We start from the raw sequence: 24,075 nt of genomic DNA, 5'->3' as shown, positions 1-24,075 counted from the left end.
CAACTAATTCTAGCCCCAGTCATTTGAGAGTTCAACTATCCCGGTGGCGAGGTGGCCGACGCCGGCCGTCCGTACCATGAACTGACTCGGGAGGGCCGGACGTGGACGCGTACGCACCCAAGAAGGAAGCCACAGGGGTGACCCGCGTCGCGGGAGTCGACTCCTCGACGCAGAGCTGCAAGGTCGTCGTCAGGGACGCAGAGACCGGGGCCCTGGTCCGCGAGGGCCGCGCCCCGCACCCGCCCGGCACCGAGGTCGATCCCGGCCACTGGTGGACCGCGCTGGGCCGGGCGATCGAGGACGCGGGCGGCCTCGGCGACGTGGCCGCGCTCGCCGTGGGAGCCCAGCAGCACGGCATGGTCTGCCTGGACGAACGCGGCGAGGTCGTCAGGGACGCGCTGCTCTGGAACGACACCCGGTCCGCCCGCGCCGCCCGCGACCTGGTCACCGAACTGGGCGGGCCCCGGGCGTGGGCCGAGGCCGTGGGCAGCGTGCCCCTGGCGTCGTTCACCGTGACCAAGCTGCGCTGGCTGGCCGAGCACGAACCCGGCAACGCGGCCCGCACGGCGGCCGTGTGCCTGCCCCACGACTGGCTGACCTGGCGCCTCGCCGGAGCGCCCGGCGTCGAGGCCCTCACCACCGACCGCGGCGACGCCTCCGGCACGGGCTACTGGTCGCCCGCCACCGGCTTCTACCGCTTCGACCTGCTGGAACGGGCACTCGGCCACCGCGCGCACGTGCCCCGCGTGCTGGGACCGGCGGGCGAGGCGGGCCGGGGCGCGACGCTCACGGCGGGCGCCGCCGAGGGCGTACGGCTCGCGGCGGGCACCGGGGACAACATGGCCGCCGCGCTCGGCGTCGGCGCCCGTCCCGGAGACGTGGTCGTCTCCATCGGCACCTCGGGGACGGTGTTCGCGGTCGCCGGCGAGCCGTCGTCGGACGAGTCCGGCGCCGTGGCCGGCTTCGCGGACGCGACCGGCCGCTTCCTCCCCCTGGTCGCCACCCTCAACGCCGCCCGCGTGCTGGACGCGGCGGCCGGCGTCCTCGGCGTCACCGCCGCGGGGCTGTCCGACCTGGCGCTCCAGGCGCCGCCCGGTGCGGACGGCCTGGTCCTGGTGCCGTACCTGGAGGGCGAACGGACGCCGAACCGGCCCGGGGCCACCGGCTCGGTGCACGGGCTGCGGATGGCCAACTCCACCTCCGCCCACTTCGCCCGCGCGGCGGTGGAGGGCATGCTCTGCGGGCTCGCCGACGCGCTGGACGCGCTCGGCCTCGACCCGGCCCGGGTGCTGCTCATCGGTGGCGGCGCCAGGTCCGAGGCGGTGCGCCGCGTCGCGCCGTCGGTGTTCGGGCGCCCCGTGCTGGTGCCGGAGCCGGGGGAGTACGTCGCCGACGGGGCCGCGCGGCAGGCGGCCTGGCTGCTCGCGGGGTCGGCGGAGCCGCCGGCCTGGGCGACGGGGGCGACCCGGACGTACGAGGCCGACCCCCGGCCCGAGGTCAGGGCGCGGTACGCCGAGGCGGCCCGGGGGTGCGTCCCCGAGTGACCCTGAGGCGTTCTCAGGGGTCGGATCAGGGGCGGCACCTGATGTTCGCGGCGCCGTTTCGGGGCAGTCTGGATCACATGCTGCCCCTCAGAAGGCTTTACCCCTTGATCGCCGCCTCCGGCATGCTGGCCGGGGCGGCCATGCTCGCGGCCGGCCAGCTCGACGCCCCGTACGACCGCGTCGACCTGACGATCGGCCGGTACGCGGCGCTGGAGCACGACGGGTACACCGCGATCGCGCTGGCCCTGTTCGGGTTGTCGGTCCTGCCGTTGCTGGCGGGCCTGCGGGCCGTGCGGGCGCCCGTCTCGGGGTGGCCCGAGCGCCTGATGCTCGGCTGGGCGGGCGCGCTGACCGGCGCCGCCGTGCTGCCCGGCACCGTCGCGACGGACGTGCTGGTGGCGGTGGCCCTGATGTGCATGGCCGGGGCCTCGGCGCTGATGGTGCGCCGCTTCGGCGAGGACGCGCGCTGGACGGCGGCGGCCCGGCCGCTGGAGTGGCTGGCGCTCGGCGCGGGCGGCGGTCTCGCGGCGTTGATCTACGTGACGCTGCCGGGCCACCAGGGCATGGTGGGGCTCGTGCAGTGGGCGCTGTTCACGGTGGACATCGCGGTCGTCGCGGTCCCGCTGGTGTGGCTCGTGCGGATGGTCTGGCTGGAGTCGGTGAGCGGCGCCAGGGCCGGTCTGGAAAATGCCGCAAGGGGCGCAGGAAGTGCGACAGCGGTCCTAAGCCGACACTAGCCCCCGAAGGGATAAATTCACCAAATATCACAAATTCATCAAGAAGAGCACCCGTCACGGTGCTAGTCTCATCGGCGATCTTCACCCTCGGCTGCCGGTCCGTTACGGCACCCCGCCGACCGATGAGGTGTCATGGCATCGAGCAGGTCCATCCGATTCAAGATCACCGCCCTTCTCGTGATCCCGCTCCTCTCCCTCGCCGCCCTGTGGATCTTCGGGGCCGCGGTCACGACGCGGGAGTCCACCAACCTGCTCTCGGTCTCAGCCCTCTACGACAACGTCGGCAGGCCCGCCGAGGACCTCACCGTCGCCCTCCAGCACGAGCACGTGCTCTCCGCCGAGTACCTCGGCGCCCGCTCCCAGCGCAACCGTGACGCGCTGATCGAGCAGCGGCAGCGCACCGACGAGTACCGCGAGCGCATGCGGCGGCTCGCCCTCGGCCCCGACGCCCAGGACGCCCTCTCCACCCCCGCCATGCGGACCGGCTTCGCCGACGCGATGGCCGCGATGGACCGGATCGACGCCACCCGCTCCGCCGTCGACGTCGGCTCGGTGGACCTGCCCTCGCTCACCCGCGACTTCGCCAAGTTCTCCGACGCCATGCACCGGCTCGTCACCAGCATGAGCGTCGTCAACGACGTGTCGATCCACCAGCGCTCGCGCGGCCTCATCTCGATGGCCTACTCCAAGGAGTTCCTCACCCGGGAACGCGCGCTCGCCGCCGGGGCCCTGATCTCCGGCCGGGCGATGCTCCCCGCCGAGCAGCGGCTGTTCGCCCGCCTCGTCACCACCCGCCGCTTCCTGTTCGAACAGGCCCTCACCGAGCTGCCGGCCGGCGTCCGCGAACCCTTCGACGCGCTGGCGGCCTCCGCGTCCTTCCACCGGCTCGCCGCGATGGAGGACGCGCTGGTGACCGGGGCCGGCCTCGAATACTCCCACGCGCTGTTGCGGTCGGTCACCGACGAGGTGGACGGCTCCTACCAGCGGACGCTCACCCAGGCGGGCGAGGCCCTCGTCGCCGCCGCCCGGCCGATGGCCGTCGGCGCCTTCCTCCGCGCCGGGATCGCCGGCGTGCTCGGGCTGCTCGCCGTCGTCACCTCGCTCATCGTCGCCGTCCGCGTGGGCAGCGGCCTGAGCAGGGAGCTCACCGAGCTGAGGAACTCGGCCGCCGACCTGGCCGCCGTACGGCTGCCGCGCCTCATCGCGCGCCTGCGGCGCGGCGAACAGGTCGACGCCGACGCCGAGGCGCCGACGATCACCGTGCGCTCCACCACCACCGAGGTGCGCGACGTCGGCACGGCGTTCGGCACCGTCCAGCGCACCGCCGTCCACAGCGCCGCCGAGCAGGCCCGCGTCCGCGACACCTCCGGCAAGGTCCTGCGCAACCTCGCGCGGCGCAACCAGACGCTGCTCCAGGCCCAGCTCAAGGTGCTCGACAGCCTGCAACGCACGGTCGAGGACCCCGACGTCCTGCGCGACCTGTTCCGCGTCGACCACCTCACCACGCGCATGCGCCGGCACGCCGAGGGCCTCGTCGTCCTCGCCGGCGGCAACCCCGGGCGCACCTACCGCGAGGACGTGGCCGCCATCGACGCCCTGCGCGCCGCCGTGGCCGAGGTCGAGGACTACACGCGGGTGCGCGTGCTGCCCATGCCGAACGTCACGATCGCGCGCGCCGCCGCCGCCGACGTCATCCACCTGTGCGCCGAACTGGTCGAGAACGCCACCAGGTTCTCCCCGGCCGCCACCGACGTCACCGTGCGCGGCGAGCTGGTCGCGCGCGGCCTGGCGGTGGAGATCGAGGACCGCGGGCTCGGCCTCACCGACGAGGAGCAGCGCGCGCTGAACGCCAAGCTCTCCAGCCCGCCCGAGTTCGACCCCACCGAGACCGACCGGCTCGGCCTGCACGTCGTCGCCCGCCTGGCGTCCCGGCACGACATCCGTGTCGAGCTGCGCGGCTCCGCGTACGGCGGCACCACGGCGATCGTCCTCCTCCCCGATCCCTTGATCACCGTCCACCACGCCGCCGACCCCCCCACCCGCCCCCGCGCCCTCACCCCCGTCCCCACCCGGCTTCCCGGGACGGGGCCCGACCCCGGCGACGCGGTCCCGGACCCCGCCTTCTCCTCTGCGGATTCCTCGAACTCCTCGGATGCGCCGGGTTCCTCAGGTTCCTCGGGTTCCCCGGGCGGGGGGCTGCCCCGGCGGGTCCGTAAGAAGAGCCCCGCGGCTCAGTCCCGGCAGGAGCGGCCCCGGGCGCCGGAGGAGCGAACCCCCGAGGAAGCCAGGGCGTTGCTGAGTTCCCTGCAATCCGGCTGGCGGCGCGGACGCGCCGACGGCGAACGAGACGGCGAGGAGGTGTGAGATGTCGACAGAGCTCAACTGGCTGCTGGACGACTTCGTGGCGCGGGTGACGGACGTGCGCCACGCGATCATCCTGTCCAACGACGGCCTGCGCGTGGCCGCCTCGGGGGGACTGCTACGGGAGGACGCCGAGCATCTCTCGGCCGTCGCGGCCGCCTTCCAGAGCCTCGCCAAAGGCACCGCCATGCGCTTCGAGGGCGGCGCCGTCCGCCAGACCATCGTGGAGATGGAGGCGGCGCTGCTGTTCGTCTCCGCGGCCGGCGACGGGAGCTGCCTGGCCGTCCTCAGCGGAATGCGGGCGGACGCCGGCCTCATCGCCTACGAGATGGCCCACCTCGTCGCCCGCATGGGCCGCCACCTCACCACCCACCCAAGGGGCATGACGTGATGGACGGGCAGTATCCGGCGCTCAAGGGACGGATCGTCATGGACGACGAGATGGACTGGATCGACGACGGCCCGGTCCTGCGCCCGTACGCCCTCACCGGAGGCAGGACACCGCCCCCCGCCGCCGACTTCGACCTCCTCGCGATCGTCACCACGACCGCCGCCGCGGCCTGGCCCGAGGAGCCCGCGACCCGCGCCGCGGGCCGCCCGTCGGCCGACGTCTTCCTGCCGACCGGGCTCGGCCCGGAGCACCACCGCATCCTTGACCTCGCCCGAAGGCCGAGACGCCTGGTCGAACTGGCCGCCGAGGTGACCCTCCCCCTCGGCGTCGTCCGCCTCCTCCTCTCCGACCTCCACGCCCGCGACCTCCTCACCGTCCACCCCCCGGCCCCCGCCCCTCTGACCCACGACCCTTCCCTCCTCCACGAGGTACTCAAGGGCCTCCAGGCCCTGTGACGCCCTCGGGACAGATCCCGACCGCGCCCGTGGGAGCTTTCCAGGCTAAAGGGCAGGCCTGAACCGATATCGCGCGGGATTGATAGGACATAATCGGGCATTCCCACTTGCGCTAGGTAGCCAGATAACCGCCGGACGCGCCATACTCGGGAGTATTCGAGGAGGTCTTCGATGCTCCTTCCTGTCCACTCTGCAATTATCGACGCTGTGCTGTCGAGCTACTATGCCGAGGTGGCGGGGGGTGTCACTCTGGCCGTCGCCGCGTATGTCATCCGCAGGCGGATGTCGCCGAGCGGGCGACTGCGGGTCGTGACGTACGGAGGCCGGACGAGCCAGAAGTACGCGGACCAGTTCTGTGCGCTCTATTGCGGACTCATTCCCGAAGATCAGCAGATCGCACCGAATATCATTCTCCGGCATGCGGCGCGGAGGGGGGCCTGGCGGTCCGGCCGGCTGGTCCGTGACGGCGGATCACAGGCGACCATGCATCCTGTCGCCTATCGGCTCTATCTCGCGGTACGCGGCGGTGCGGTCGTCGGGTTTCTCAGCATGCTCGTCAGCCGGCATCGGAATTACGCGTTCATCGCCTACCTCGGTGCCGCCAACCGCGCCGACACCCCGCCGGGGAGCGTGAGCCACAGCCTCATAGAGGCCGCCCGCAGGCAGCTCGGGCATGTGCTGCGTGATCCGTTCACCACGGTATTCGAGATAGCTCCGCCCCTTTCCGGCTCGGGCAGGTCGCGTGCCAAGGCCCGCCTGTTCGTCGAGTACGCCCGTGTACGTGGCCTGGCCGTGCGGAGGGCTCCCATATCGTACGTTCAGCCGGATATGGAAATGGAATCGTTGGGCAGGGCCACGGAAACTCCTGCGGATCTGTTCGTGATCTCCACTCCCGACGTGATATCCGTCATGTCCACTAAGGACTATCTCCGGCTTGTCGAGTCCATATACTACGACATCTATCTGAGAACGTTCTTGGATCTCGGAATACATGGTGGCTATGTCTCGTACATATCAGACCTCTACGAGAGAGTCAGATCTTATGCTGAGGTCGGCCCCTCCGGATCTGAATAGCTGGATCCACGCGGACTTGACGATCGCGGCGTCGGCGATACACGGACACGGCGTCTTCACGGTGGGGCCGATACCGGCAGGTCATGCCGTCATCAGGTTCGGCGGCCACCTTTTCCCGTTGTCGGCCCGCTATGACGTGGACGCCGTGCAACCGGGCTCCGCGGTGGGTGTCGCGGAGTTCGTGCTGCTCGGCGGGCACCCGATGGTCGGCAAAGACTTGTCCGACTACCTCAACCACTCGTGTTCACCCAATCTCGGGATGACCGACGCCGTCAATCTGGTGACGTTGTGCGATATCGCCACGGGTGAGGAGCTGACGGTCGACTACGCCTACTGGGAGGCCGATCCGGGGTACGTGATGAAGAACGCGTGCGACTGCGAGTCCGCGCGGTGCCGCCGACGTGTCACAGGTCAGGACTGGCGGCTGTTCGAGCGTCATCCACATCTTGTCCAATGGTCGGCCCCGTTCATTCGGCGGCGGATCCATGGATTAATGGGGTCGTCGTAGCATCGTCACCCGATGATGTCGCGGCGCGGTTATCAGATGACGGGAACGGTGGCGATGAGGGCATTTGTCACGGGTGGGACCCGTGGTATCGGAAGAGCCATCGTCGAGGCGATCCTGCCCCGCTTGGATGAGCTCACCGTGCTCGCCGCGCATGGCTCACATATTCGTGAACTGTCGCGATTCGTCGTCGGCCGGTACCCCCAATGCAGGTTCGACGCGATCGCCCATGATCTGGCTGATCTGCAGGGCTTGGCCGACAAGCTCTCCGTATGGAGGGATTCGGCGGCCGGCGGTCGCGCACTCGATGTGCTGGTGTTGAACGCCGGCACCTACACCGATGGATCCCTGCTGGAGATCAAGGTCGTCGACTACATTCACGATCTCAATGTCAACCTGAACTCTTACCTGGTGGCGGCCCGCGAGCTGATTCCGTGTCTTCGGCGAGGGAAGCGGCCCAGAATATTCATGACGGGCTCGACCGCCGCGTACGAGCCCTACCCGATGGTGCCGAGCTACGGAGTCGCGAAGGTGGGGCTTCGCGGCCTGGCCGTCAATCTGCGCCGGGAACTCGCCGCCGAGAGAATCGGCGTGACCTTCATCTCGCCCGGAGGAACGCTCACGGACATGTGGGAGGGCGAGGAGCTTCCCCCGGACCGCCTCCTTCGGCCCAGTGACATCGGCACGCTCCTGTCCGCCTGCCTGGACCTCAGCGAGCAGGCGGTGGTGGAGGAGATCATCGTGCGTCCGATGGAGGGGGACATTCATGAATGAGGCCCTCCGTCCCCGGCCGGCGCGATATATGGGCCTGTGCGAGGTGCGCGAGTTCGGGTGGAGAGTGAAGCTCTACTCGTACTCCGTGGCGGCGCACCGTGAGGCGTCAGACGGTGACCTGGCGGAGTACATCGCGCGCATATGCATCAGCGACCTCGAACGATCGGGACGCTCGGACGAATTCGACTATCTCAAGTTCGGCTTCTTGCAGTGCCATTTCGGACGCCGTGGTCTGGCCGTCGGCCTCTGTCACTATGGCCTGTGGGTGGACATGCCGGAGATCTTCGCGGCGGGCTGGTACGCGTACGGTCATGAGATCGCACGGTTGGAGCGGCTGGACATGCGGGAGCCGCTGTGGTCCATTCACGAGCTTCCGGTCGCACAGGGAGAGATCTCCCTTTTCAAAGGACTGGTGGACGGCAGCCGCGACGCTCCGGGCATACCGTGGCCGTCGATCTCCGAGGCCTACCTGAAGTCCGGCCCCGCCGGGATCGCGTAGCGTACGGTCGCGAGGGCGTTGTGGCCGATGCGAGGGGCGGTACCGAGCGGATCACCGGCCTTCGGTCAGGGGGCCGGCGCGGTCGATCCGAACAGATGCGGTGCGCCATGCTCGGGCGCGTCATGGGTCGCCGGCTCGGCGGGCGCGGAGGGCTCGGAGTTTGTGGCGGTTGCCGCAGCGTTCCATCGCGCACCAGCGGCGGGCGCCGGGGCGGGACGTGTCGACGAAGACCAGGGGGCAGTTGTCGCTCGCGCATTCGCGGATACGGCCGGAGAGCGGCCCGGACAGCAGCTCGATCATCTCCCGCGCCAGCGTCGACAGCGCTTGTGCGGCCCGTACCGGTGGCGCCCATTCCGCCGTGGTGCCGTCGGGGGCCAGCTGGGGGGCCAACGGTGCCGCGGCGGAGGCCCGGTTGATGGTGGCGATCGCTTCGGCGGAGAGGGGGCGGCGTGCGGCCTGGGCGTGCGCCGTGTCCCAGATCGCCTGGCGGAGGGCCTTGGCGGCGGACAGCTCGCGGGCCGTTACGGGGACGGTCATGATGGCGGCGATCGGCGGCTTGGTCAGCCATTCGGCCAGGTCCGCTGGCTTGTGGAGGGTTTCGAACACCGCGTAGGGGCCTTCGCCGCCGCTGTGGGCGAAGTCGAGGCAGGCGGCGCCGGCGTCGAACCAGAACGACCCTCCCTTGGGGTCGTGCAGCGTCCGTCCGGTTGCCTTCGCGCGCATGACACCACTATAACTGGTGTTCCAGCGACACCTGTATAACTGGTGTCTGTGTTAGGTCTGACACCGGTTATGCCGGTGTCTTCGTCAGAGGAGAGTCACGGATGGGCGTCCGACACATCAACCCTCCGGGGATGCACCGCAGCCCGGCCTTCAGCCAGGCCGTCGTGGTCGAACAGCCGGCCAAGACGATCTACATCGGGGGGCAGAACGGCGTCGGCCCCGACGGCAGGGTCGTCGGCCCCACGGTCGGGGAGCAGGCCCGGCAGGTGTTCCGCAACCTCGCGACCATCCTGGAAAGCGAGGGCGGGACCCTGGCGAACATCGTCCACTGGCGCATCGCCGTCGTGGAGGGCCACACGTTCGACGAGGGCGTGGCAGCCTTCCAGGAGGTATGGAACCGCGCCGATCCACCCCCGGCCATCACGGTCCACGTGGTGGCCGGCCTGGGCCCGGGCTTCCTCGTCGAAGTCGACGCCGTCGCCGTCGTGTGACGACCCCCAGGGCCACCCGACACCGCCCGCCTCTGCATTCGGCCGATCGGTGGGTCTCCCGACATTCCAGCGATGCGCATTAATGGGTGGGCTGACAGCGGTCCGCCACAGTAAACCCGTATTCGTAGCCGTGGTGTTGAAGGTTGACGTGGTTGAGGTGTGTTGAGCCCACCCGTGCGGGTCCGTCGTGGTTGCGCGCCGTTAGCCCACCCCAGAGCTGCGCGACCATCGAACGGAACATCGGTGTGTTCTGTCGGCGTTCTATTGGTGCGTACTTCTGGGTGGGCTAACGGCGGCTGACCACGACGGACCCGCACGGGTGGGCTCTCAGACTTCTCCCAGTCCCAAAACCGCCGACTCCAGCGATGTGCACTGGGCGGTCCGCCACGGCAAACCCGTATTCGTAGCCGTGGTTGAGGTGTGTTGAGCCCACCCGTGCGGCTCCGTCGTGGTTGCGCGCCGTTAGCCCACCCCAGAACTACGCGACCTCGAACGGAACAATCGGGAACCACACGGAACCACTCACGGAACCACGCGGAACAGCTCACGGAACCACGCGGAACCACTCACGGGAGCCACGCGGAACCTCACGGAGCCACAGCACCGGAGGGCGCCGCGCGCATAACGTACGGCCCTCTCGGAGGTGGTTTCGGGAGGGCCGTGTCGCGTTTGGGCGTTATCCGGCGGCGGGGGTTAGTGTGCGGAGGGCGTGTTCGACCAAGGTGACCAGGACGACCTTTGCTGAGGCGCGGCGGCGGACGTCGCACATGATGACGGGGATGTCCGGGTCGAGGTCGAGGGCGATGCGGACGTCCTCGGCCTCGTGGCGTTCGGCGCCGTCGAAGCAGTTGACCGCGACGATGAACGGCGTGCCCCGCTGCTCGAAGTAGTCGATCGAGGGGAAGCAGTCGGTGAGGCGGCGTGTGTCGGCCAGGACGACGGCGCCGAGCGCGCCGTAGGACAGTTCATCCCACATGAACCAGAAACGCTCCTGGCCGGGCGTGCCGAACAGGTAGACGACCAGGCCCTCGCGGATGGTGATGCGCCCGAAGTCCATGGCGACCGTGGTGGTCGTCTTGCCTTCGACGCCGTCGAGGTCGTCCACGCCGATGCCGCGGTCGGACAGGACCTCTTCGGTGCGCAGCGGGCGGATCTCGCTGATCGCCCCGACCAGCGTGGTCTTGCCCACGCCGAACCCGCCCGCCACCAGGATCTTGAGGGCGACCGGCTCCTCAGAGGGCTCGTAGGCCATTGATCACTTCCTTGAGAATGCGCTCGTTGGGGCGCGGTCCCTTTTGGGCGGGGGCCCGTACGCTGATCAGGTCCTGGTCGTGCAGGTCGCCGAGGAGGACGCGGACCACACCGAGCGGCAGGTCGATCTCGGAGGCGATGTCCGCCACCGACATCGGCCGCTCGGCCAGTTCGAGGATGCGGGTCTCCTCGGGGCCCAGAGCGGTCTCGCCAGTGTACGGAGCGCCGGTCGCGGTGACCATAGCGATCAGGTCGAGATTGTCCGCGGAGGACCGCGTGCGCCCGCGGATGAGCGCGTAGGGCCGGACGATCGGCCCGGCCTCCTCGTCGAGCCATTGCTCTCCCCGCGTCGTCATGACAACGTCCGCCGGGGATTGGTGGAGATGTGCTGGCCGACGCGCTTGACGAGCATGGCCATCTCGTAGGCGATGTGGCCCACGTCGGCGTCGGAGCTGCTCAGCACGGCGAGGCAGGTGCCGGTGCCGGCGGCGGTGACGAACAGGAAGGCCGACTCCATCTCGACGATGGTCTGGCGTACGTCGCCGCCGCCGAAATGGCGGCCCGCCCCCCGGGCGAGGCTCTGGAAGCCGGACGCGACCGCCGACAGGTGCTCCGCGTCCTCGCGGCTGAAGCCGGAGGAGGCGCCCACGACGAGGCCGTCGGTGGAGAGGATGACCGCCTGGCGCACGGCCGCGACCCTGCTGATCAGATCGTCGAGGAGCCAGTTGAGTTCGCCATTCGACGATACTTTGCCGGTCATTCGTCGCCCTTCTCGCCAGTCGTCTGGTGTACGTAACCATCACTATGGTCGCGCAGGTCGCGCCGTTGGTCACGCTCGTCCGGTCGGATGCTGACGGGTGCGTCGTGCCCGGAACTCCTGCCGGGCAGGGGCTTGGCGGCGTCGTCGCTGCTCAGCGGCTCGTCTCCCGGACGGCGGGTGCGCGTGGCGTCGGGACCGTCGTCTTCGGCTTCGAGGCGTCCGCGGCGGCCGCCCTGCTGGAAGGCGGAGAACAGGGCGCGGGCCTGCTCGGGTGAGCGCTCTCCCGGTCCGGGGGACGGCGGGGTCACGTCGGCGGGGGTGGGCGCGGACAGTGGGCCGGTGTCCTGGCGGAGCTGGGGCGCCATGTTGGCCTGGCGCACCCGGCGCGGCAGGCCCCGGTGGGTACCCGTGGCGACGGACGCGCGGGCGCCGGGCTTCTCGTCCTGCACGGCCGGCGAGGGCGCGGGGACGGCCGGTCCGGCGAGGGTCGGCTCGGCAAGGGGAGGTTCGGAGCCGCGGGAGGTGGGCGCGGTGAAGAACGGGGACGGCGGCGGCTCGGGGGCCGCGGCCAGGGCCGGGGCGGCGTGGCGCGGCGGCGCGTCGAGGGCGACGGGCTCGGCGACGATCTCGGCGCCGGGGATGGGCATCGGTGTGCCCTCGTCGGCGACCAGCGACTTGGGCAGGAGCACGATGGCCGTCGTGCCGCCGTACGGCGAGGCGCGCAGCGTCACGCTGACGCCGTGGCGCGCCGCGAGCTGCCCGACCACGAACAGGCCGAGCCGGTCGCTGTCGGCCAGGTCGAACTCCGGCGGGTGGGCGAGCCGTTCGTTGACCGCGTCGTACTCCGTGAGGCTGAGCCCGAGGCCCCGGTCCTCGATCTCGATGGCGAAGCCGTTGGCCACCGCCTCGCCGCGCACCAGCACCCGCGTCTGCGGCGGCGAGAAGATCGTCGCGTTCTCGATGAGCTCGGCGATCAGGTGGATGAGGTCGGCGACCGCGGTGCCGCTGACGTGGGTGCCGGGGAGGGCCATGATGGTGACCCGCGTGTAGTCCTCGACCTCGGAGACGGCGGCGCGTACGACGTCCATGACGGGGACGGGCTTGCGCCACGCGCGGCCGGGCGCCGCGCCGGACAGGATGATGAGGCTCTCGGCGTGGCGGCGCATGCGGGTGGTGAGGTGGTCGAGGTGGAACAGGTCGGCCAGGGCCTCGGGTTCGGTGGCGCGGCGCTGCATGGCGTCCAGCAGGGTGAGCTGGCGGTGCAGCAGCCCCTGCTTGCGTCGGGCGAGGTTGAGGAAGACCTGGCTGACGCCGCGGCGCAGGTTGGCCTGCTCGACCGCGGCCTCGACGGCGGTGCGCCGCACCGAGCCGAACGCGCGCGCGACGTCGGAGACCTCGGCGGAGTCGCCTTCCTCGATGCCGGGCGCCTCGGCCTCGACGTCGACCTCCTCGCCGCGGCGCAGGCGGTCGACGACCTGCGGCAGGCGCACGTCGGCGAGCTCGCGGGCGGAGTTGCGCAGCACGGCCAGTTCGCGGACGAGGCCGCGGCCGAAGCGCACCGAGAAGGCGACGGACGCCATCAGGGCGATCAGGCCGAATCCGCCGGCGATCGCGATGCGGATGAGGATGCCGGTCGCGACGTCGCCGGCGCGGTCGGCGAGGGTGTGGGACGCCTTGACGCCGACCTGGTCGAGCATCGCCGACAGGTTGTCGGTGATCGCCCGCCACTGGCTCAGCGAGGACGGCAGGGGGGCGCCGGAGCGCGCCCGCAGGACGACCTCCTGCTCCATGGTGACGTAGCGCTTGTAGGTGGGGGAGGCGGCGACCTCCTGGTACGGCGTGCGCAGCTCGGGGTCCAGCGAGACCATGCCCTTGGCGAACTGCGCGCGGCGGTTGGCGGCCCAGTCGGCGAAGGCGACGTATTCGGTGTCGGACAGGCGTCCGGTGACCAGTGCCCCGCTGATCAGCGCGTTCTCGCGCGCGATGTACTCGCGCGCGTTGCCCATGGCCTGCATCGCGCCGGCCTGCTCGTAGATGGCGAGGTCGGGCACGGACACCATGCGGTCGTACAGGTGGAACAGCACGTCCATGAGCCGGTCGTACGACTGGACGATCTCCAGGCGGGTGGTGCGCCCGGTGTCGACGCCGGCGCGGATCGAGGGGAGCTGCCGCAGTTCGTCCCTGAGGCTGACCAGCGCCGACCGCATCGCGTCGGAGGCGTCCCCGGAGTCGGCGACGGTCTCGGCCTGGAACTTGGCCAGTGACAGGTCGGTGGCGTGGCGCTGGGCGGCGAGCCGGTCGGCGTTCCCGGAGGCGCCGCTGAGCTTGGCCACCGAGAGGTGGCGCTCGGCCTGGATCTGGAGCCCGAGGTCGGTGGAGGTGACGCCGATGCTCTGGTAGACGGTGTTGGCCCGGGCCAGCGAGACGCCGTCCCCCATCGTCAGATTAAGGACGAATCCCCATAAAGCGCTGAGTGACAGCAGGGTAAGCAGCAGCAATGAAAAGATCTTGAAGCGGATGGACCGCTTTCCAGAACCCATGGTCACTCCTGCTTGCCTCGGAGGGTTGCCGTTTTATGGGGAAATGCACCTCCGGAAGATCGGTCAGAAGGCTAGCACCGATAGAGTTCCGGCGTACGGGAGGCTGAGATGATTAGTGTGATCACCGGGGCCAGCGCCGGCATCGGGGCCGCCGCCGCCGAGGCCCTCGCACGCGCCGGGCACGACGTCGTCCTCGTCGGCCGCTCCCGCGCCCGCCTCACCTCCGTGGCCGCCCAGGTCACCCAGGCCGCCGGCCGCCGTCCCGACACCGCCGTCGCCGACTTCGCCTCGTTCGAGGAGGTCACCCGGCTCGCCGCCGACCTGCTCGACCGCTACCAGCGCATCGACGTGCTCGCCAACAACGCCGGCGTCATGGCCGCGGAGCGGCGGCTCACCCGTGACGGGCACGAGCTGATGATGCAGGTCAACCACCTGTCGCCGTTCCTGCTCACGAACCTGCTGCTGCCCCGGGTCACCGCCTCGGGGGGCAGGGTCGTGACCACGTCCTCGGGCGCGGCCAAGTCCGGCCGCCTGGACCCCGCCGATCTGAGCCGCGCGCGGCGCCGCTGGAGCGCCTGGCTGCAGTACGGCGACACCAAGCAGGCCAACGCCCTGTTCACGGTCGCGCTGGCGCGGCGCGGGGTCGCGGCCACGTGCTTCCACCCGGGCATCGTCAGGACGGGGTTCGCGCCCGACAGCCTCTACATGAAGCTGCTGATGGCGATCCCCGGCGTCGCGCGCTCCCCGGAGCAGGGCGCGGGCACGCTCGTCCACCTGGCCACCACGCCGGACGGCGCCAAGCACACCGGGCGCTACTTCGCCAACGGGCTGCCCGCCTCGGCCTCGCCCCGCATGACCGACGTCTCCCTCGCCGCCGCCCTCTGGGACGTGAGCCTGGCGGTGACCGGCCTGTCCGCCGACGAGATGTCCTAGGCCCTCCATATCGGCGGCGCGCGGACGGCGGATCGGCCGGGGGGTCTTTCCCCCGCGCCGATATGCGCGGCGAGGCGCGGCCGGCGATTCACCGAAACACGCGGGAACGTGGCGGAAGGGCGTCCTGCATGTCGTTCATCTCATCCTTCGCCGTGATTTGCCGCGTGAATTCCGGAATGGAGCTGGGGGTGGGACGGGAGCGCCTCCGGACAGCCGTGCTTCAGGTCACGGCCGGGTGGTGTTCGTCTGGAGGCCATCCGGCGTTCCCCCGGTTCCCAGGGGACGTGGCTAGGGTCCGGGGGATGTGACCGCCGCCTCCCGCCCGGATCCGTCCTTCATTCCCGGTTTCGACACCCCCGCCTCCTACGAGACCGCCGCCGTCCAAGCGGCTCCGCACCCGAGGGACGGGGCCGTCGGCGCACGGGCGGCCAAGCCGAGGTCTACGGAACGGGATCCGTACCTGGACAACGCCAAGTTCCTGGCGATCATCATGGTGGTGTCTGGACACCTCATCGAGGGGCTGCGGGACGTCCCGTTCGCGCACGCCGCGTACTTCTACGTCTACACGTTCCACATGCCGCTGTTCATCACGCTGAGCGGCTATCTGTCGCGGAACTTCACCTTCTCGCCGGGCAAGGCCAGGAAGCTGATCAGCGGGCTCGCCATGCCGTACGTGATCTTCGAGCTGGCGTACTCGCTGCCGCGCCTGGTGCTGTACGGCAAGCTCGACATCAGCCTGCTGGACCCGTACTACCTGACGTGGTTCCTCATGTCGCTGTTCATGTGGCGGCTGTCCACCCCGGTCTGGCAGCAGCTCCGGTGGCCGCTCGCCGTCGCGGTCGGCCTGTCGCTGATATCCGGCATGAGCGACCTGCCCGACGAGCTGTCGATGAACCGCACGCTCGGCCTGCTGCCGTTCTACGTCCTCGGCCTGCTGCTGCGCCCCGAGCACTTCGAACTCCTCAAGCGGCCGTGGCTGCGTGTCGCCGGCGCGGCGGCCCTCGTCGCCGGCCTGGCCGCCGCGCTCGCCTTCCACACCGACATCGCGACCGAGTGGATCCGCTGGCGGCACAGCAACGCGAAGATCGGCGTGGGCGACCTCGCCGGCAGCCTGATCCGCCTCGGCATGCTGGCCGCCGGGGCCGTGCTGGTGGCCGCCTTCGTCGCCGTGACGCCCTCCCGCCGCACCTGGTACTCCGGCCTCGGCATGGCGACCATGTACGCCTACCTGCTGCACGGCTTCGTGGTGAAGATCTTCGAACCCTTCGGCCGTGAGCTCGCCACCCCGCTGGGCGTAACGCTGATGTCGCTGCTCGGCGTGGTCCTCGCGACCGTGCTCTGCACGCCGCCGGTACGGCGGCTGTTCCGCTGGGCCGTCGAACCCGACACCTCGTGGGCGTTCACGCTGATCAGGCGGCCCCGGGGGGCTCGCTGAGCGGCGCCAGCTCACCCACCGCGCGGTAGGCCGCCCGGACGGCCGAGTCGACGTCCGCCCCGGGAACCGAGTCGGAGTTGGCGATCGCGACGCGCCCGAACCGGCGCCGCGCGAGCTCGGCGGGGAACGGCCCGCCCGGATGGAAGGCGTCCCACGGGCGCACGTACTCGGGGGCGTACCCGTGGCCCCAGCGGTTGATCGTCAGCCCCTCGATGTCCCGCGCCGGGTCGAACCCGAACGGCCCGAGAAGCCGCGTGAGCTGTTCCCTGACGCCGAACTCCAGCGGCGCGTACGGCGTGCGGAGCAGCTCGCGCCGGCCCGCGACCGCCGCCTCCCGCGGCGCGAGCCCCCGCCGCGCCGGGGTGTGCAGCAGGTGGACGGCGATCGGCTCGTCCGGGTGGCTCGGACATCGGTACGACCCGGCGCTGACCGGGGGCGCCAGCTCGGCGGTCACCCAGTACGCCCCCGTGAACCGCACCCGGTGGACGCCCGCCTCGCGGAACGCGCGCCAGCCGCGGAGCTGCGCCGTCGCGTGGACCAGGGGCATCTTCACCGCCTGCCGCATCGCCTGCTTCTGCTCGGCGGGCAGGTCCTCCAGCAGGTAGGGGATGACCATGTTCCAGCACGCCATGACCACCGCGCCCGCCCGCACCGTCCGCACCCGCCCGCCGTCGTAGTAGCCCACGGTCGCGGACGACGCCGTCTCCGCGGGCCCGTCGTTGCGCACGAGCACCACCGGGCTGGACAGGCGGATCCGCACCCGGTTGGCGGGCCGGTCCAGCGCGCCGTAGTCGAACCACGTGGTCGTGACGTCCTCGGCGGCGGCGGACCCGGCGAACCCGGGCACCAGCCGCGCGACCATCATCCGCACCAGCGCCTGGTTGCCCTCGGGAAAGCACGGCACGTCGCCGTCCTCGGCCGCCCACCGCCTGGCCACCCGCGCCGCGTTGTACGGCGAGGGCCGCGACCGGTCCAGGCGCAGGCCCGCGAATCCGGGATAGGCGTACGGCCCCGACTCCGCCCAGGCGTCCAGCGCGCCGAGCGCGTCGGCGCCGTACCCCCAGGCGGCGCTGGGCATCGTCCGGCAGAAGGCGATGACGTCGGGGTGGGCCCGGCACACCTCGCGCAGGAACCCCGCGTAGGTGAGCCCGGCGAGCATCTCCTTCTTGCGCGCGTCGGTGAGGCCGGGGAACCAGTCGGGAGGGTTCTCGAACAGCCGGACCAGGTCCTCGCGCGCCGGCGCGGCGACGGGCAGCTCCGCCGCCCACCGCCGCGCCGGACCGTCCGGCACCACGAGCCGGTCGGCGGAGAAGCTCTCCCGGTCGCAGAAGACGCCCTCGCGCATGCCGAGCGACCGGTAGAGGTCGGGCCGCCGCCCGCGGACCTCGACGCCGAGCGAGGCGAGCAGCCCCCTGCCCTCGGCCGACCACGCCGACGGCGCGTACAGCGAGCGGGCGCCGCCGTGCCCGACCAGCGGACCCGGCCGCCCGGCGGGGCGGAACTCGTTGCGGCGCGCGTGGCCGCCGATGTCGTCGTAGTTGTCCAGGACCAGGACGCGGGCCCCGGGGTGGCGCTCGGCCCAGGCGTAGGCGGCGGTGACGCCGCTGATCCCCGCGCCGACGACCACCAGGTCGTAGGTCTCCCCGGTGGTGCGCGGCGCGCCCACCCGCTCCCAGAACCTGCCATCGCGCAGCGCGTGCGGCACGCCCACCGCGTCAGGGGTGTCCCCTTGGAGGTTCCTGGCGCGGGACGGCCGCCGCGCCCGGCTCGCGGCGTGCCGGGCGGAGGGGACGTGTCCGGCGTGGGGGACGGCGTGCGGGACGGCGCGCCCGGATGACGCGGCGCGGTCGGGCGTGGCGGCCTGGCCGGTGGCCGGGGGGACGGCGTGCCGGGGTCCGAGGGCCGCCCCGGCGGCGGCCACCGCCACGCCGTCGATGAAGTGACGCCTGCTGATCCGCCGGTCCATGCCGAGGCGCCCAGGTTCGGGCGGGCGGTCGTCCGGGCGCGCGGCCCCGTGTTCGCCGGCGTCGTCCCCGGGGACGGGGTCACGGGCCCGCCTTCCGGGCACGTCACGCGGGAAATGAGCCATCATTCCGCGATCATCACCCGCGGGGAAATCGGGCTGGGCCGTGTCGCGCAGCTCGGGCCGAATCTTTTGCCCTTATTGGCGGCCCGCTGGCCGGGGCGGCGGCGGGCTCATGGGGACGGCGCCGACGCGGCGACCTCGCGGCGGAACTCCAGGGGGCTCACGCCGAAGGCGCCGCGGAAGGCCCGGGTGAAGTGGGCGGGCGCGTGGAAACCCCAGCGGGCGGCGACGGCGTGGATGGGACGGCCGTCGTGGGCGCTGTTCGCCAGATCGCGGCGGCAGTGCTCCAGGCGCAGCGCGCGGATCCACGCCGCGACGCCCTGGCCGTGGCCCTCGAACAGCCGGTGCAACGTCCGCGTGGAGATGTGGTGCGCCCGCGCGATCGCGGCCGGCGTCAGGTTCTGGTCGCCCAGGTGCCGCACGATGTACGCCTGGATCGTCTGGAAGAGGACCCGCCGGTGGGGCCCGCCGGGCAGGACGTCGCCGGCCTCCAGCTCGTGCGAGATGAGGCCGCCGAGCAGGTCGAGCAGCGTGGTGGTGACGCGGGCGGTGTCGGCCGGGCTGTAGCGGTCCACCTCCCGGGCCGCCCGGGTCGCGAAGGTGAACACGAGCGCCCCCATGCCGGTCTGCCCGCGCAGCCGCCCTCCGACGAGCCGGTCGGCGGCCTTCGGCGCGGGGAGCAGGTCCCGCGGGAACTGGACGCCCAGATATCGGCCGGCGCCCGCCTCGTGCCAGCCGTCGTACGGGCGAGAGGTGTCGATCAGCGTCATGTCGCCGGGGAAGAGCCGCACGTCGCGGCCGTTGTGCGACAGCGATGTGACCCCCTGCTGGAGGAACAGGAACTGGTAATGGGAAGGATCGGCGCGGCGGATCAGCCGCGCGTCGCGGCGCAGTCCCCGGCGGCCTTCCGCGCCCCCGCTGTTGATTCGCGTCAAGAGGAGCGAGCCCAGGGAACCACGGTCGATGCGCCCCCAGAAATCGCTGTCGTTTTCCGTGTACAACTCCGCGGGCGCCGATTCGCTCAGGATCGCCGCGCGGAAGGAATCGACCCGGTCGGCGACCGGAACGTCGTACGTGGTCAGTAATGTGCGCACCGTGAGCCCCCCTTTCGGTCATCATGTTCCGGCGCGAGTCGCCCGAGTTATCGGGTCGCCGGAAAGAGAATCCCTTTCATGGCCGGGGGTGATTTCACGATAACCGACGCCCGGCCGTGGCGGGCGGCGCGCGCCGAATCCGAATCCTTTCGTCTCGCGTTATTCAAGCGGGGTTCACCGGGTCGCGCCGGGCGGCACCCCCGTCAGGGGCGCCGCCCGGCGGATCGTCGCCGGCGGGTCCGTCCGTGCCCTCGACGGGCGGGCGCGCGCCGGGACGTCGTTCTCACCGGCAGACGGGCAGTGTGTCGGTCTCGCTGGCGATGTCGCCGTCCCGCACCCATCCCCACAGGCCGTTGCTCGCCTGGGTCCATTCCCAGCGGTACGGGTGGCGGCCGGTGTTGTTCCTGCTTCCCTCCACCCGGCAGACGAACGCCGTCTTGGTGGTGGTCAAGGAGGCGGTCGGGTAGGCGGTCCCCGGAAGGTAGACCGGCGCCCCGTAGGCGTTGACGCACCACCAGCGGGCCGTCTCGTTCCAGCAGGCGACCGGAAGCGGTGTCTCGTTGAGCGGCGCGGCGTTCTCGGTCACCCGGTCGCCGGCCCAGTCCCCTTTCGGCGTGAACGTGGGCGCCGCCACGGGGCCGGCATTCCCGGCCGGCGCGGCGGACGCGGCCGGTGCCAAAGTGGTCAGCATCGTCACGCCCAGGGCCGTCGCCGCGACGGCGATCGCCGCCTTCACTGATGCGCGCATTTCTCTCTCCCGTCATTGATGGGCTTTCGCCGTTTCGCCGCGCTTTTCGCGGCCGGCGTCCCGAGATAAATGCTGGGACGGGAGGCGCGGGGGAGTCATTCGCATCCGGCGCCGACCGATTGACTTCGCGCGCCGACGGGGGATCGCCCATGCCATCCCGGCGCGGCGGGGCCGTACGCCCGGAGCCCCGCGCGGCCCCCGGTTCCCCGGGCCGATGGTTCGTTGGGATTCGGGCGGGATGTGGGGAACGCGGTGCGCGGTCCGGTCGTTGGCCGGGATGATGGCGAAGCGTGTGGACATCAGAGACGTGACGACGAACGATAACAAGTCTTCGTCGGCTGCTGATGTGACGGGGCAAACGGGGTAACGTTCGCGTTCGCGGCCTATAGCAGGCGACGGGGTGCAGGGGTGGTCGGGAAACAAGGCAGGGTGACCGGCAAGATCGGGCCGGGGCTCGTGGGCGAGGTTCTCGTGCCGATACGCGGGGGCGTTGAGGCTTTCTACGCGCACCCATCGGTTCCCGGCGAGGAGATCCCGGTGGGGACGATCATCGTCGTCGTCGAATATTCGCCGCCACGCACGGTCTACGTGGCTCGCGCGATCGTCTGACTTCTCTCCCCCCTCATCTCGGAGGTCTCATTGACCACCACGGAGCTGGCCGTCTGGGCCGGCGGAATCCTGGTTCTGTTCTTCGTCGTCGTCCTGCTGTTCAAGGCCGTCTGGAGGGTGGCCGAGCCCAACGAGGCGCTGATCATCTCGGGTCTCGGCGCCCGTTCCAGGAACGAGCTGGCCGAGAGCCTCGGCTTCAAGATCATCACGGGCAAGGGCACCGCCGTCCTGCCGGGATTCCAGACCGCGCGGCGGCTCCGGCTGGACAGCCGCGCCACCAACCTGCAGGTCAGCTGCGTCACCCAGCAGGGCATCCCGGTGCAGGTGCGCGGCGTCATCATCTACAAGGTCGGCGACGACTTCACCTCGATCGCCAACGCCGCGCGCCGCTTCCTCGACCAGCAGGACAGCATGAACGGCGCGATCCACGAGCTGTTCACCGGCCACCTGCGCTCGATCATCGGCAACCTCACCGTCGAGGACCTCATCCTCAACCGCGAGCGCCTCACCGGTGAGACCCGCAGCAGCGCCGCCGACGAGATGAGCAAGCTCGGCCTGGTCGTCGACTCCCTCCAGATCCAGGAGATCGACGACGAGACCGGCTACATCCTCAACCTGGGCAAGCCGCACGCCGCCAAGGTCGCCGCCGCCGCCCGCATCGCCGAGGCCCAGCGCGACCAGGAGGCCACCGAGGCCGAGCAGGTCGCCGCCGCCAAGAAGGCCGCCGCCGTCCGCGAGTCGCAGATCCAGCAGGCCGGCTACCAGGCCGAGGTCGACCAGGCCGCCGCCAAGGCCCGCCAGGCAGGGCCGCTGTCGGAGGCCACCGCGCGCCAGGAGGTCGTCGTCCAGGAGACCCGCGCCGCCGAGCTGGAGGCCCAGCTCTCCGAGCAGCGGCTGCAGTCGCAGGTCCGCAAGCCCGCCGACGCCAAGGCGTACGAGACGGTGACGCTGTCGCAGGCCGAGCGCGACGCGCGCATCGCCCAGGCCGAGGCCGACGCCAAGGAGACCGAGCTGCGCGCCGCCGCGCAGGCGTCCCAGGTCAAGCAGGCCGCCGCCGCCGACGCCGAGTCGGTCCGGCTGCGCGCAGAGGCGGCGGGCGCGGCCTCCCGTGCCACCGGTGAGGGCGAGGCCGCGGCGGCCCAGGCCCGCGGTCTGGCGGAGGCCGAGGCCGCCAAGGCGAGGGGTCTCGCCGAGGCCGAGGCGGCGAAGGCCAAGGGTCTCGCCGAGGCGGAGGCGATCCGGGCCCGCTCACAGGCCCTCTCCGAGAACCAGGAGGCCGTCATCGCCCAGCAGCTCGCCGAGAACTGGCCCGCGATCGTCGAGGCCGGGTCCAAGGCGTTCGGGAACGTCGACCACATGGTGGTGCTCAACGGCGCGCAGGGCATCGAGGAGATGCTGGCCAAGGCGCTGACGCTCGGCGGCACGGGCCTCGGCCTGGCCCGCTCCCTGCTGTCGGGGGCCACCCCGCCGAACGTGAACGGCAACGTGAACGGCGCCGAGCCCTCGGCGCCGCAGAAGCTCGACGTCGGCTGACCCGCGGGGAACGCGCTCCGGGGCCCAGGTCGCGGGGTCCCGGAGCGTCCCACGTCCACGGCACGGCGCGCGGCCGTGGCGTCCGGGAGCACGGCGCACGGCCGTAGATCGTCCACGGCGGGCGTCTCACGGGCGCAGGGCGGCGGCGAGCGCGTCCAGAGCGGCCGGGTAGGCGTGCTCGGGCGGGGTGCCGTACCCGGCGATGACGCCGTGCGGGCGGCCCTCGCGCGGAGCGGCGTCATGCCAGTGCGGGCCGAGCGCTTCGACGGCCACGCCGTGCGCCGCGCACCGGGCCAGCGTCTCGTCCTCGTCCTCGTGTCCCGGGATGATCAGCGCGTGCAGCCCGGCCGCCACCCCGTGGACGGCGGAGGGCCCCAGGCGCGCCACGAGCAGGTCGCGGCGGCGGCGGTAGCGCAGCCGGCAGGCGCGGACGTGCCGGTCATAGACGTGCCCGGTCACCAGGTCGGCGAGGACGAGCTGGCCGAGCGTCTCGGTGTGGTGGTCGGCGTGGAGCTTGGCCTCCACGACCGGCCCGACCAGGTGCGGCGGCAGCACCAGCCAGGCGAGGCGCAGCCCGGGGGCCAGGGTCTTGGACGCGGTGCCGAGGTAGGCGACGTGATCGGGCGCCATGCCCTGCAGGGCGCCGACCGGCTGACGGTCGTAGCGGAACTCGCCGTCGTAGTCGTCCTCGATCACCAGCCCGCCGCCGCGCGCCCACTCCACGAGCGCGTGCCGCCGCGCCGGGTGCAGCGTGACGCCCGTGGGGTACTGGTGGGCGGGCGTGACGACGACCGCGCCCGCCTCCGTGCCGATCAGGTCGGTGCGCGCCCCGCGGGCGTCCACCGGCAGCGGCAGCACCCGGGCCCCGGCCCTGCGCACGACCTCGCGGTGGAACGGCAGCCCGGGGTCCTCCATCGCGACCGCCGTGCCGAGCACCCGCGCCAGCAGCGCGAGCGCCTGGACCGCGCCCGCGGTGACGACGATCCGCTCGGACGTGGCCTGCACGCCCCGGGTGCGGCCGAGGTAGTCGGCCAGGGCGGCGCGCAGCTCGGGCGCGCCGCGCGGGTCGCCGTAGCCGTAGGCCGAGGGGGAGACGCGGTTCAGCACCCGGCGCGTGGCCCGTATCCACGCCGCGGCGGGGAACGTCGTCACGTCCGGCCGCCCCGGCCGCAGGTCGTGCGCGGGCACGGCCGCCGCGCCGGCCCGGCCCGGCGCATCGGGAGCGCGCGTGCCGACGTCGGCGACCGAGGTGCCGGAGCCCCGGCGCGCGGTGAGGTACCCCTCGGCGATGAGCTGGTCGTAGGCGGCGCTGACCGTGTTGCGCGACAGCCCGGCCTCGGCGGCCAGGGCCCGGGTGGACGGCAGGCGGGTGCGCGGGGCGAGCCGCCCTTCGCGGATCGCGGCGCGCAGCGCGTGTTCGAGCCCGCTGCGGCGGCCGGCCGCCGGGTCGATCTCGACGTGAAGATCGAGTCCCAAAGTGGCCCGAAATCTCGACACGAGACTGGACCTTACCGCCGGGCCAGTACGTTCCT

23 protein-coding genes are annotated in these 24,075 nt (G+C 71.7%); 14 read left to right on the top strand and 9 right to left on the bottom strand.

Features of this window, described 5'->3' with window-relative positions; all coding sequences use genetic code 11:
- Window positions 1-137 precede the first annotated feature (137 nt).
- From xylB to BJ982_RS03830, 9 genes are all read left to right on the top strand, one after another.
- Window positions 138-1,544, top strand: a complete 1,407-nt coding sequence (gene xylB / locus BJ982_RS03870) for a xylulokinase (protein WP_184888415.1) — start codon at window positions 138-140, stop codon at window positions 1,542-1,544.
- 77 nt (window positions 1,545-1,621) lie between these two features.
- Window positions 1,622-2,281, top strand: coding sequence for a DUF998 domain-containing protein (locus BJ982_RS03865; protein WP_184876617.1), 660 nt, complete (start codon window positions 1,622-1,624; stop codon window positions 2,279-2,281).
- 132 nt (window positions 2,282-2,413) lie between these two features.
- Window positions 2,414-4,645, top strand: coding sequence for a sensor histidine kinase (locus BJ982_RS03860; protein WP_184876615.1), 2,232 nt, complete (start codon window positions 2,414-2,416; stop codon window positions 4,643-4,645).
- A 1-nt stretch (window position 4,646) separates the two neighbouring features.
- Window positions 4,647-5,033: a roadblock/LC7 domain-containing protein gene (locus tag BJ982_RS03855; protein WP_184876613.1), complete on the top strand. Its 387-nt coding sequence runs from the start codon at window positions 4,647-4,649 to the stop codon at window positions 5,031-5,033.
- Window positions 5,033-5,488 (top strand): DUF742 domain-containing protein, encoded by a 456-nt coding sequence (locus tag BJ982_RS03850; RefSeq protein ID WP_239123250.1) that lies wholly within the window; start codon window positions 5,033-5,035, stop codon window positions 5,486-5,488. The genes BJ982_RS03855 and BJ982_RS03850 overlap by 1 nt, the downstream gene beginning before the upstream one ends.
- 171 nt (window positions 5,489-5,659) lie before the next feature.
- Window positions 5,660-6,562 carry a hypothetical protein gene (locus BJ982_RS03845; RefSeq protein ID WP_184876611.1) on the top strand — a complete coding sequence of 301 codons (903 nt, stop codon included), beginning with the start codon at window positions 5,660-5,662 and terminating at the stop codon, window positions 6,560-6,562.
- Window positions 6,563-6,578: 16 nt separating this feature from the next.
- Window positions 6,579-7,070 carry an SET domain-containing protein gene (locus BJ982_RS03840; protein WP_184876609.1) on the top strand — a complete coding sequence of 164 codons (492 nt, stop codon included), beginning with the start codon at window positions 6,579-6,581 and terminating at the stop codon, window positions 7,068-7,070.
- 12 nt (window positions 7,071-7,082) lie between these two features.
- Complete coding sequence (locus tag BJ982_RS03835; RefSeq protein ID WP_184876607.1) at window positions 7,083-7,841, top strand: SDR family oxidoreductase; 759 nt, start codon at window positions 7,083-7,085, stop codon at window positions 7,839-7,841.
- Window positions 7,834-8,340: a hypothetical protein gene (locus BJ982_RS03830; RefSeq protein WP_184876605.1), complete on the top strand. Its 507-nt coding sequence runs from the start codon at window positions 7,834-7,836 to the stop codon at window positions 8,338-8,340. Before BJ982_RS03835 ends, BJ982_RS03830 begins: the two co-directional genes overlap by 8 nt.
- A 120-nt stretch (window positions 8,341-8,460) precedes the next feature.
- On the opposite strand, the gene BJ982_RS03825 is transcribed toward BJ982_RS03830, so the two are convergent.
- Window positions 8,461-9,063, bottom strand: coding sequence for a CGNR zinc finger domain-containing protein (locus BJ982_RS03825; RefSeq protein ID WP_184876603.1), 603 nt, complete (start codon window positions 9,061-9,063; stop codon window positions 8,461-8,463).
- A gap of 101 nt (window positions 9,064-9,164) precedes the next feature.
- Here BJ982_RS03825 and BJ982_RS03820 point away from each other — a divergent pair, with 101 nt between their 5' ends.
- Window positions 9,165-9,554, top strand: a complete 390-nt coding sequence (locus BJ982_RS03820; protein ID WP_184876601.1) for a RidA family protein — start codon at window positions 9,165-9,167, stop codon at window positions 9,552-9,554.
- Window positions 9,555-10,230: 676 nt separating this feature from the next.
- On the opposite strand, the gene BJ982_RS03815 is transcribed toward BJ982_RS03820, so the two are convergent.
- Genes BJ982_RS03815 through BJ982_RS03800 form a run of 4 tightly spaced genes read right to left on the bottom strand, consistent with a single transcriptional unit; the run spans window position 10,231 to window position 14,105 of the window.
- On the bottom strand, window positions 10,231-10,806 hold the full coding sequence (locus BJ982_RS03815; RefSeq protein WP_184876599.1) for a GTP-binding protein: 576 nt from the start codon (window positions 10,804-10,806) through the stop codon (window positions 10,231-10,233).
- Window positions 10,787-11,161, bottom strand: coding sequence for a DUF742 domain-containing protein (locus BJ982_RS03810; RefSeq protein WP_184876596.1), 375 nt, complete (start codon window positions 11,159-11,161; stop codon window positions 10,787-10,789). Before BJ982_RS03810 ends, BJ982_RS03815 begins: the two co-directional genes overlap by 20 nt.
- The gene (locus tag BJ982_RS03805; RefSeq protein ID WP_184609166.1) at window positions 11,158-11,565 is read right to left on the bottom strand and encodes a roadblock/LC7 domain-containing protein; all 408 of its coding nucleotides are present in this window, start codon (window positions 11,563-11,565) and stop codon (window positions 11,158-11,160) included. Before BJ982_RS03805 ends, BJ982_RS03810 begins: the two co-directional genes overlap by 4 nt.
- Window positions 11,562-14,105 (bottom strand): nitrate- and nitrite sensing domain-containing protein, encoded by a 2,544-nt coding sequence (locus BJ982_RS03800; RefSeq protein ID WP_184876594.1) that lies wholly within the window; start codon window positions 14,103-14,105, stop codon window positions 11,562-11,564. The genes BJ982_RS03805 and BJ982_RS03800 overlap by 4 nt, the downstream gene beginning before the upstream one ends.
- 108 nt (window positions 14,106-14,213) lie before the next feature.
- Here BJ982_RS03800 and BJ982_RS03795 point away from each other — a divergent pair, with 108 nt between their 5' ends.
- Both BJ982_RS03795 and BJ982_RS03790 read left to right on the top strand, forming a co-directional pair.
- Window positions 14,214-15,038 (top strand): SDR family NAD(P)-dependent oxidoreductase, encoded by an 825-nt coding sequence (locus BJ982_RS03795; protein WP_184876592.1) that lies wholly within the window; start codon window positions 14,214-14,216, stop codon window positions 15,036-15,038.
- A gap of 304 nt (window positions 15,039-15,342) precedes the next feature.
- Window positions 15,343-16,473 carry an acyltransferase family protein gene (locus tag BJ982_RS03790; RefSeq protein ID WP_239123251.1) on the top strand — a complete coding sequence of 377 codons (1,131 nt, stop codon included), beginning with the start codon at window positions 15,343-15,345 and terminating at the stop codon, window positions 16,471-16,473.
- Here the strand turns inward: BJ982_RS03790 and BJ982_RS03785 are convergent.
- From BJ982_RS03785 to BJ982_RS03775, 3 genes are all read right to left on the bottom strand, one after another.
- Complete coding sequence (locus tag BJ982_RS03785) at window positions 16,448-18,565, bottom strand: FAD-dependent oxidoreductase (RefSeq protein ID WP_239123252.1); 2,118 nt, start codon at window positions 18,563-18,565, stop codon at window positions 16,448-16,450. The two genes, BJ982_RS03790 and BJ982_RS03785, sit on opposite strands and share 26 nt — an antisense overlap.
- 104 nt (window positions 18,566-18,669) lie before the next feature.
- Window positions 18,670-19,653, bottom strand: a complete 984-nt coding sequence (locus BJ982_RS03780; protein ID WP_184876590.1) for a helix-turn-helix domain-containing protein — start codon at window positions 19,651-19,653, stop codon at window positions 18,670-18,672.
- Between the two features lie 283 nt (window positions 19,654-19,936).
- Window positions 19,937-20,401, bottom strand: a complete 465-nt coding sequence (locus BJ982_RS03775) for a hypothetical protein (RefSeq protein WP_184876588.1) — start codon at window positions 20,399-20,401, stop codon at window positions 19,937-19,939.
- Between the two features lie 429 nt (window positions 20,402-20,830).
- On the opposite strand from BJ982_RS03775, the gene BJ982_RS03770 reads away from it, so the two are divergent.
- Both BJ982_RS03770 and BJ982_RS03765 read left to right on the top strand, forming a co-directional pair.
- On the top strand, window positions 20,831-21,010 hold the full coding sequence (locus BJ982_RS03770) for an NfeD C-terminal domain-containing protein (RefSeq protein WP_221482270.1): 180 nt from the start codon (window positions 20,831-20,833) through the stop codon (window positions 21,008-21,010).
- A gap of 30 nt (window positions 21,011-21,040) precedes the next feature.
- Window positions 21,041-22,543 carry an SPFH domain-containing protein gene (locus BJ982_RS03765; protein ID WP_184876584.1) on the top strand — a complete coding sequence of 501 codons (1,503 nt, stop codon included), beginning with the start codon at window positions 21,041-21,043 and terminating at the stop codon, window positions 22,541-22,543.
- Window positions 22,544-22,669: 126 nt separating this feature from the next.
- Here the strand turns inward: BJ982_RS03765 and pdxR are convergent, their stop codons facing one another.
- On the bottom strand, window positions 22,670-24,040 hold the full coding sequence (pdxR, locus tag BJ982_RS03760) for a MocR-like pyridoxine biosynthesis transcription factor PdxR (RefSeq protein WP_184876582.1): 1,371 nt from the start codon (window positions 24,038-24,040) through the stop codon (window positions 22,670-22,672).
- Window positions 24,041-24,075: the final 35 nt, after the last annotated feature.

Origin of the sequence: Sphaerisporangium siamense, from assembly GCF_014205275.1 — a bacterium.
In the GTDB taxonomy this organism is placed as follows: domain Bacteria; phylum Actinomycetota; class Actinomycetes; order Streptosporangiales; family Streptosporangiaceae; genus Sphaerisporangium; species Sphaerisporangium siamense.
Note: the sequence above shows the minus strand (reverse complement) of the source record. Positions and strands in the feature narration are given on the sequence as shown.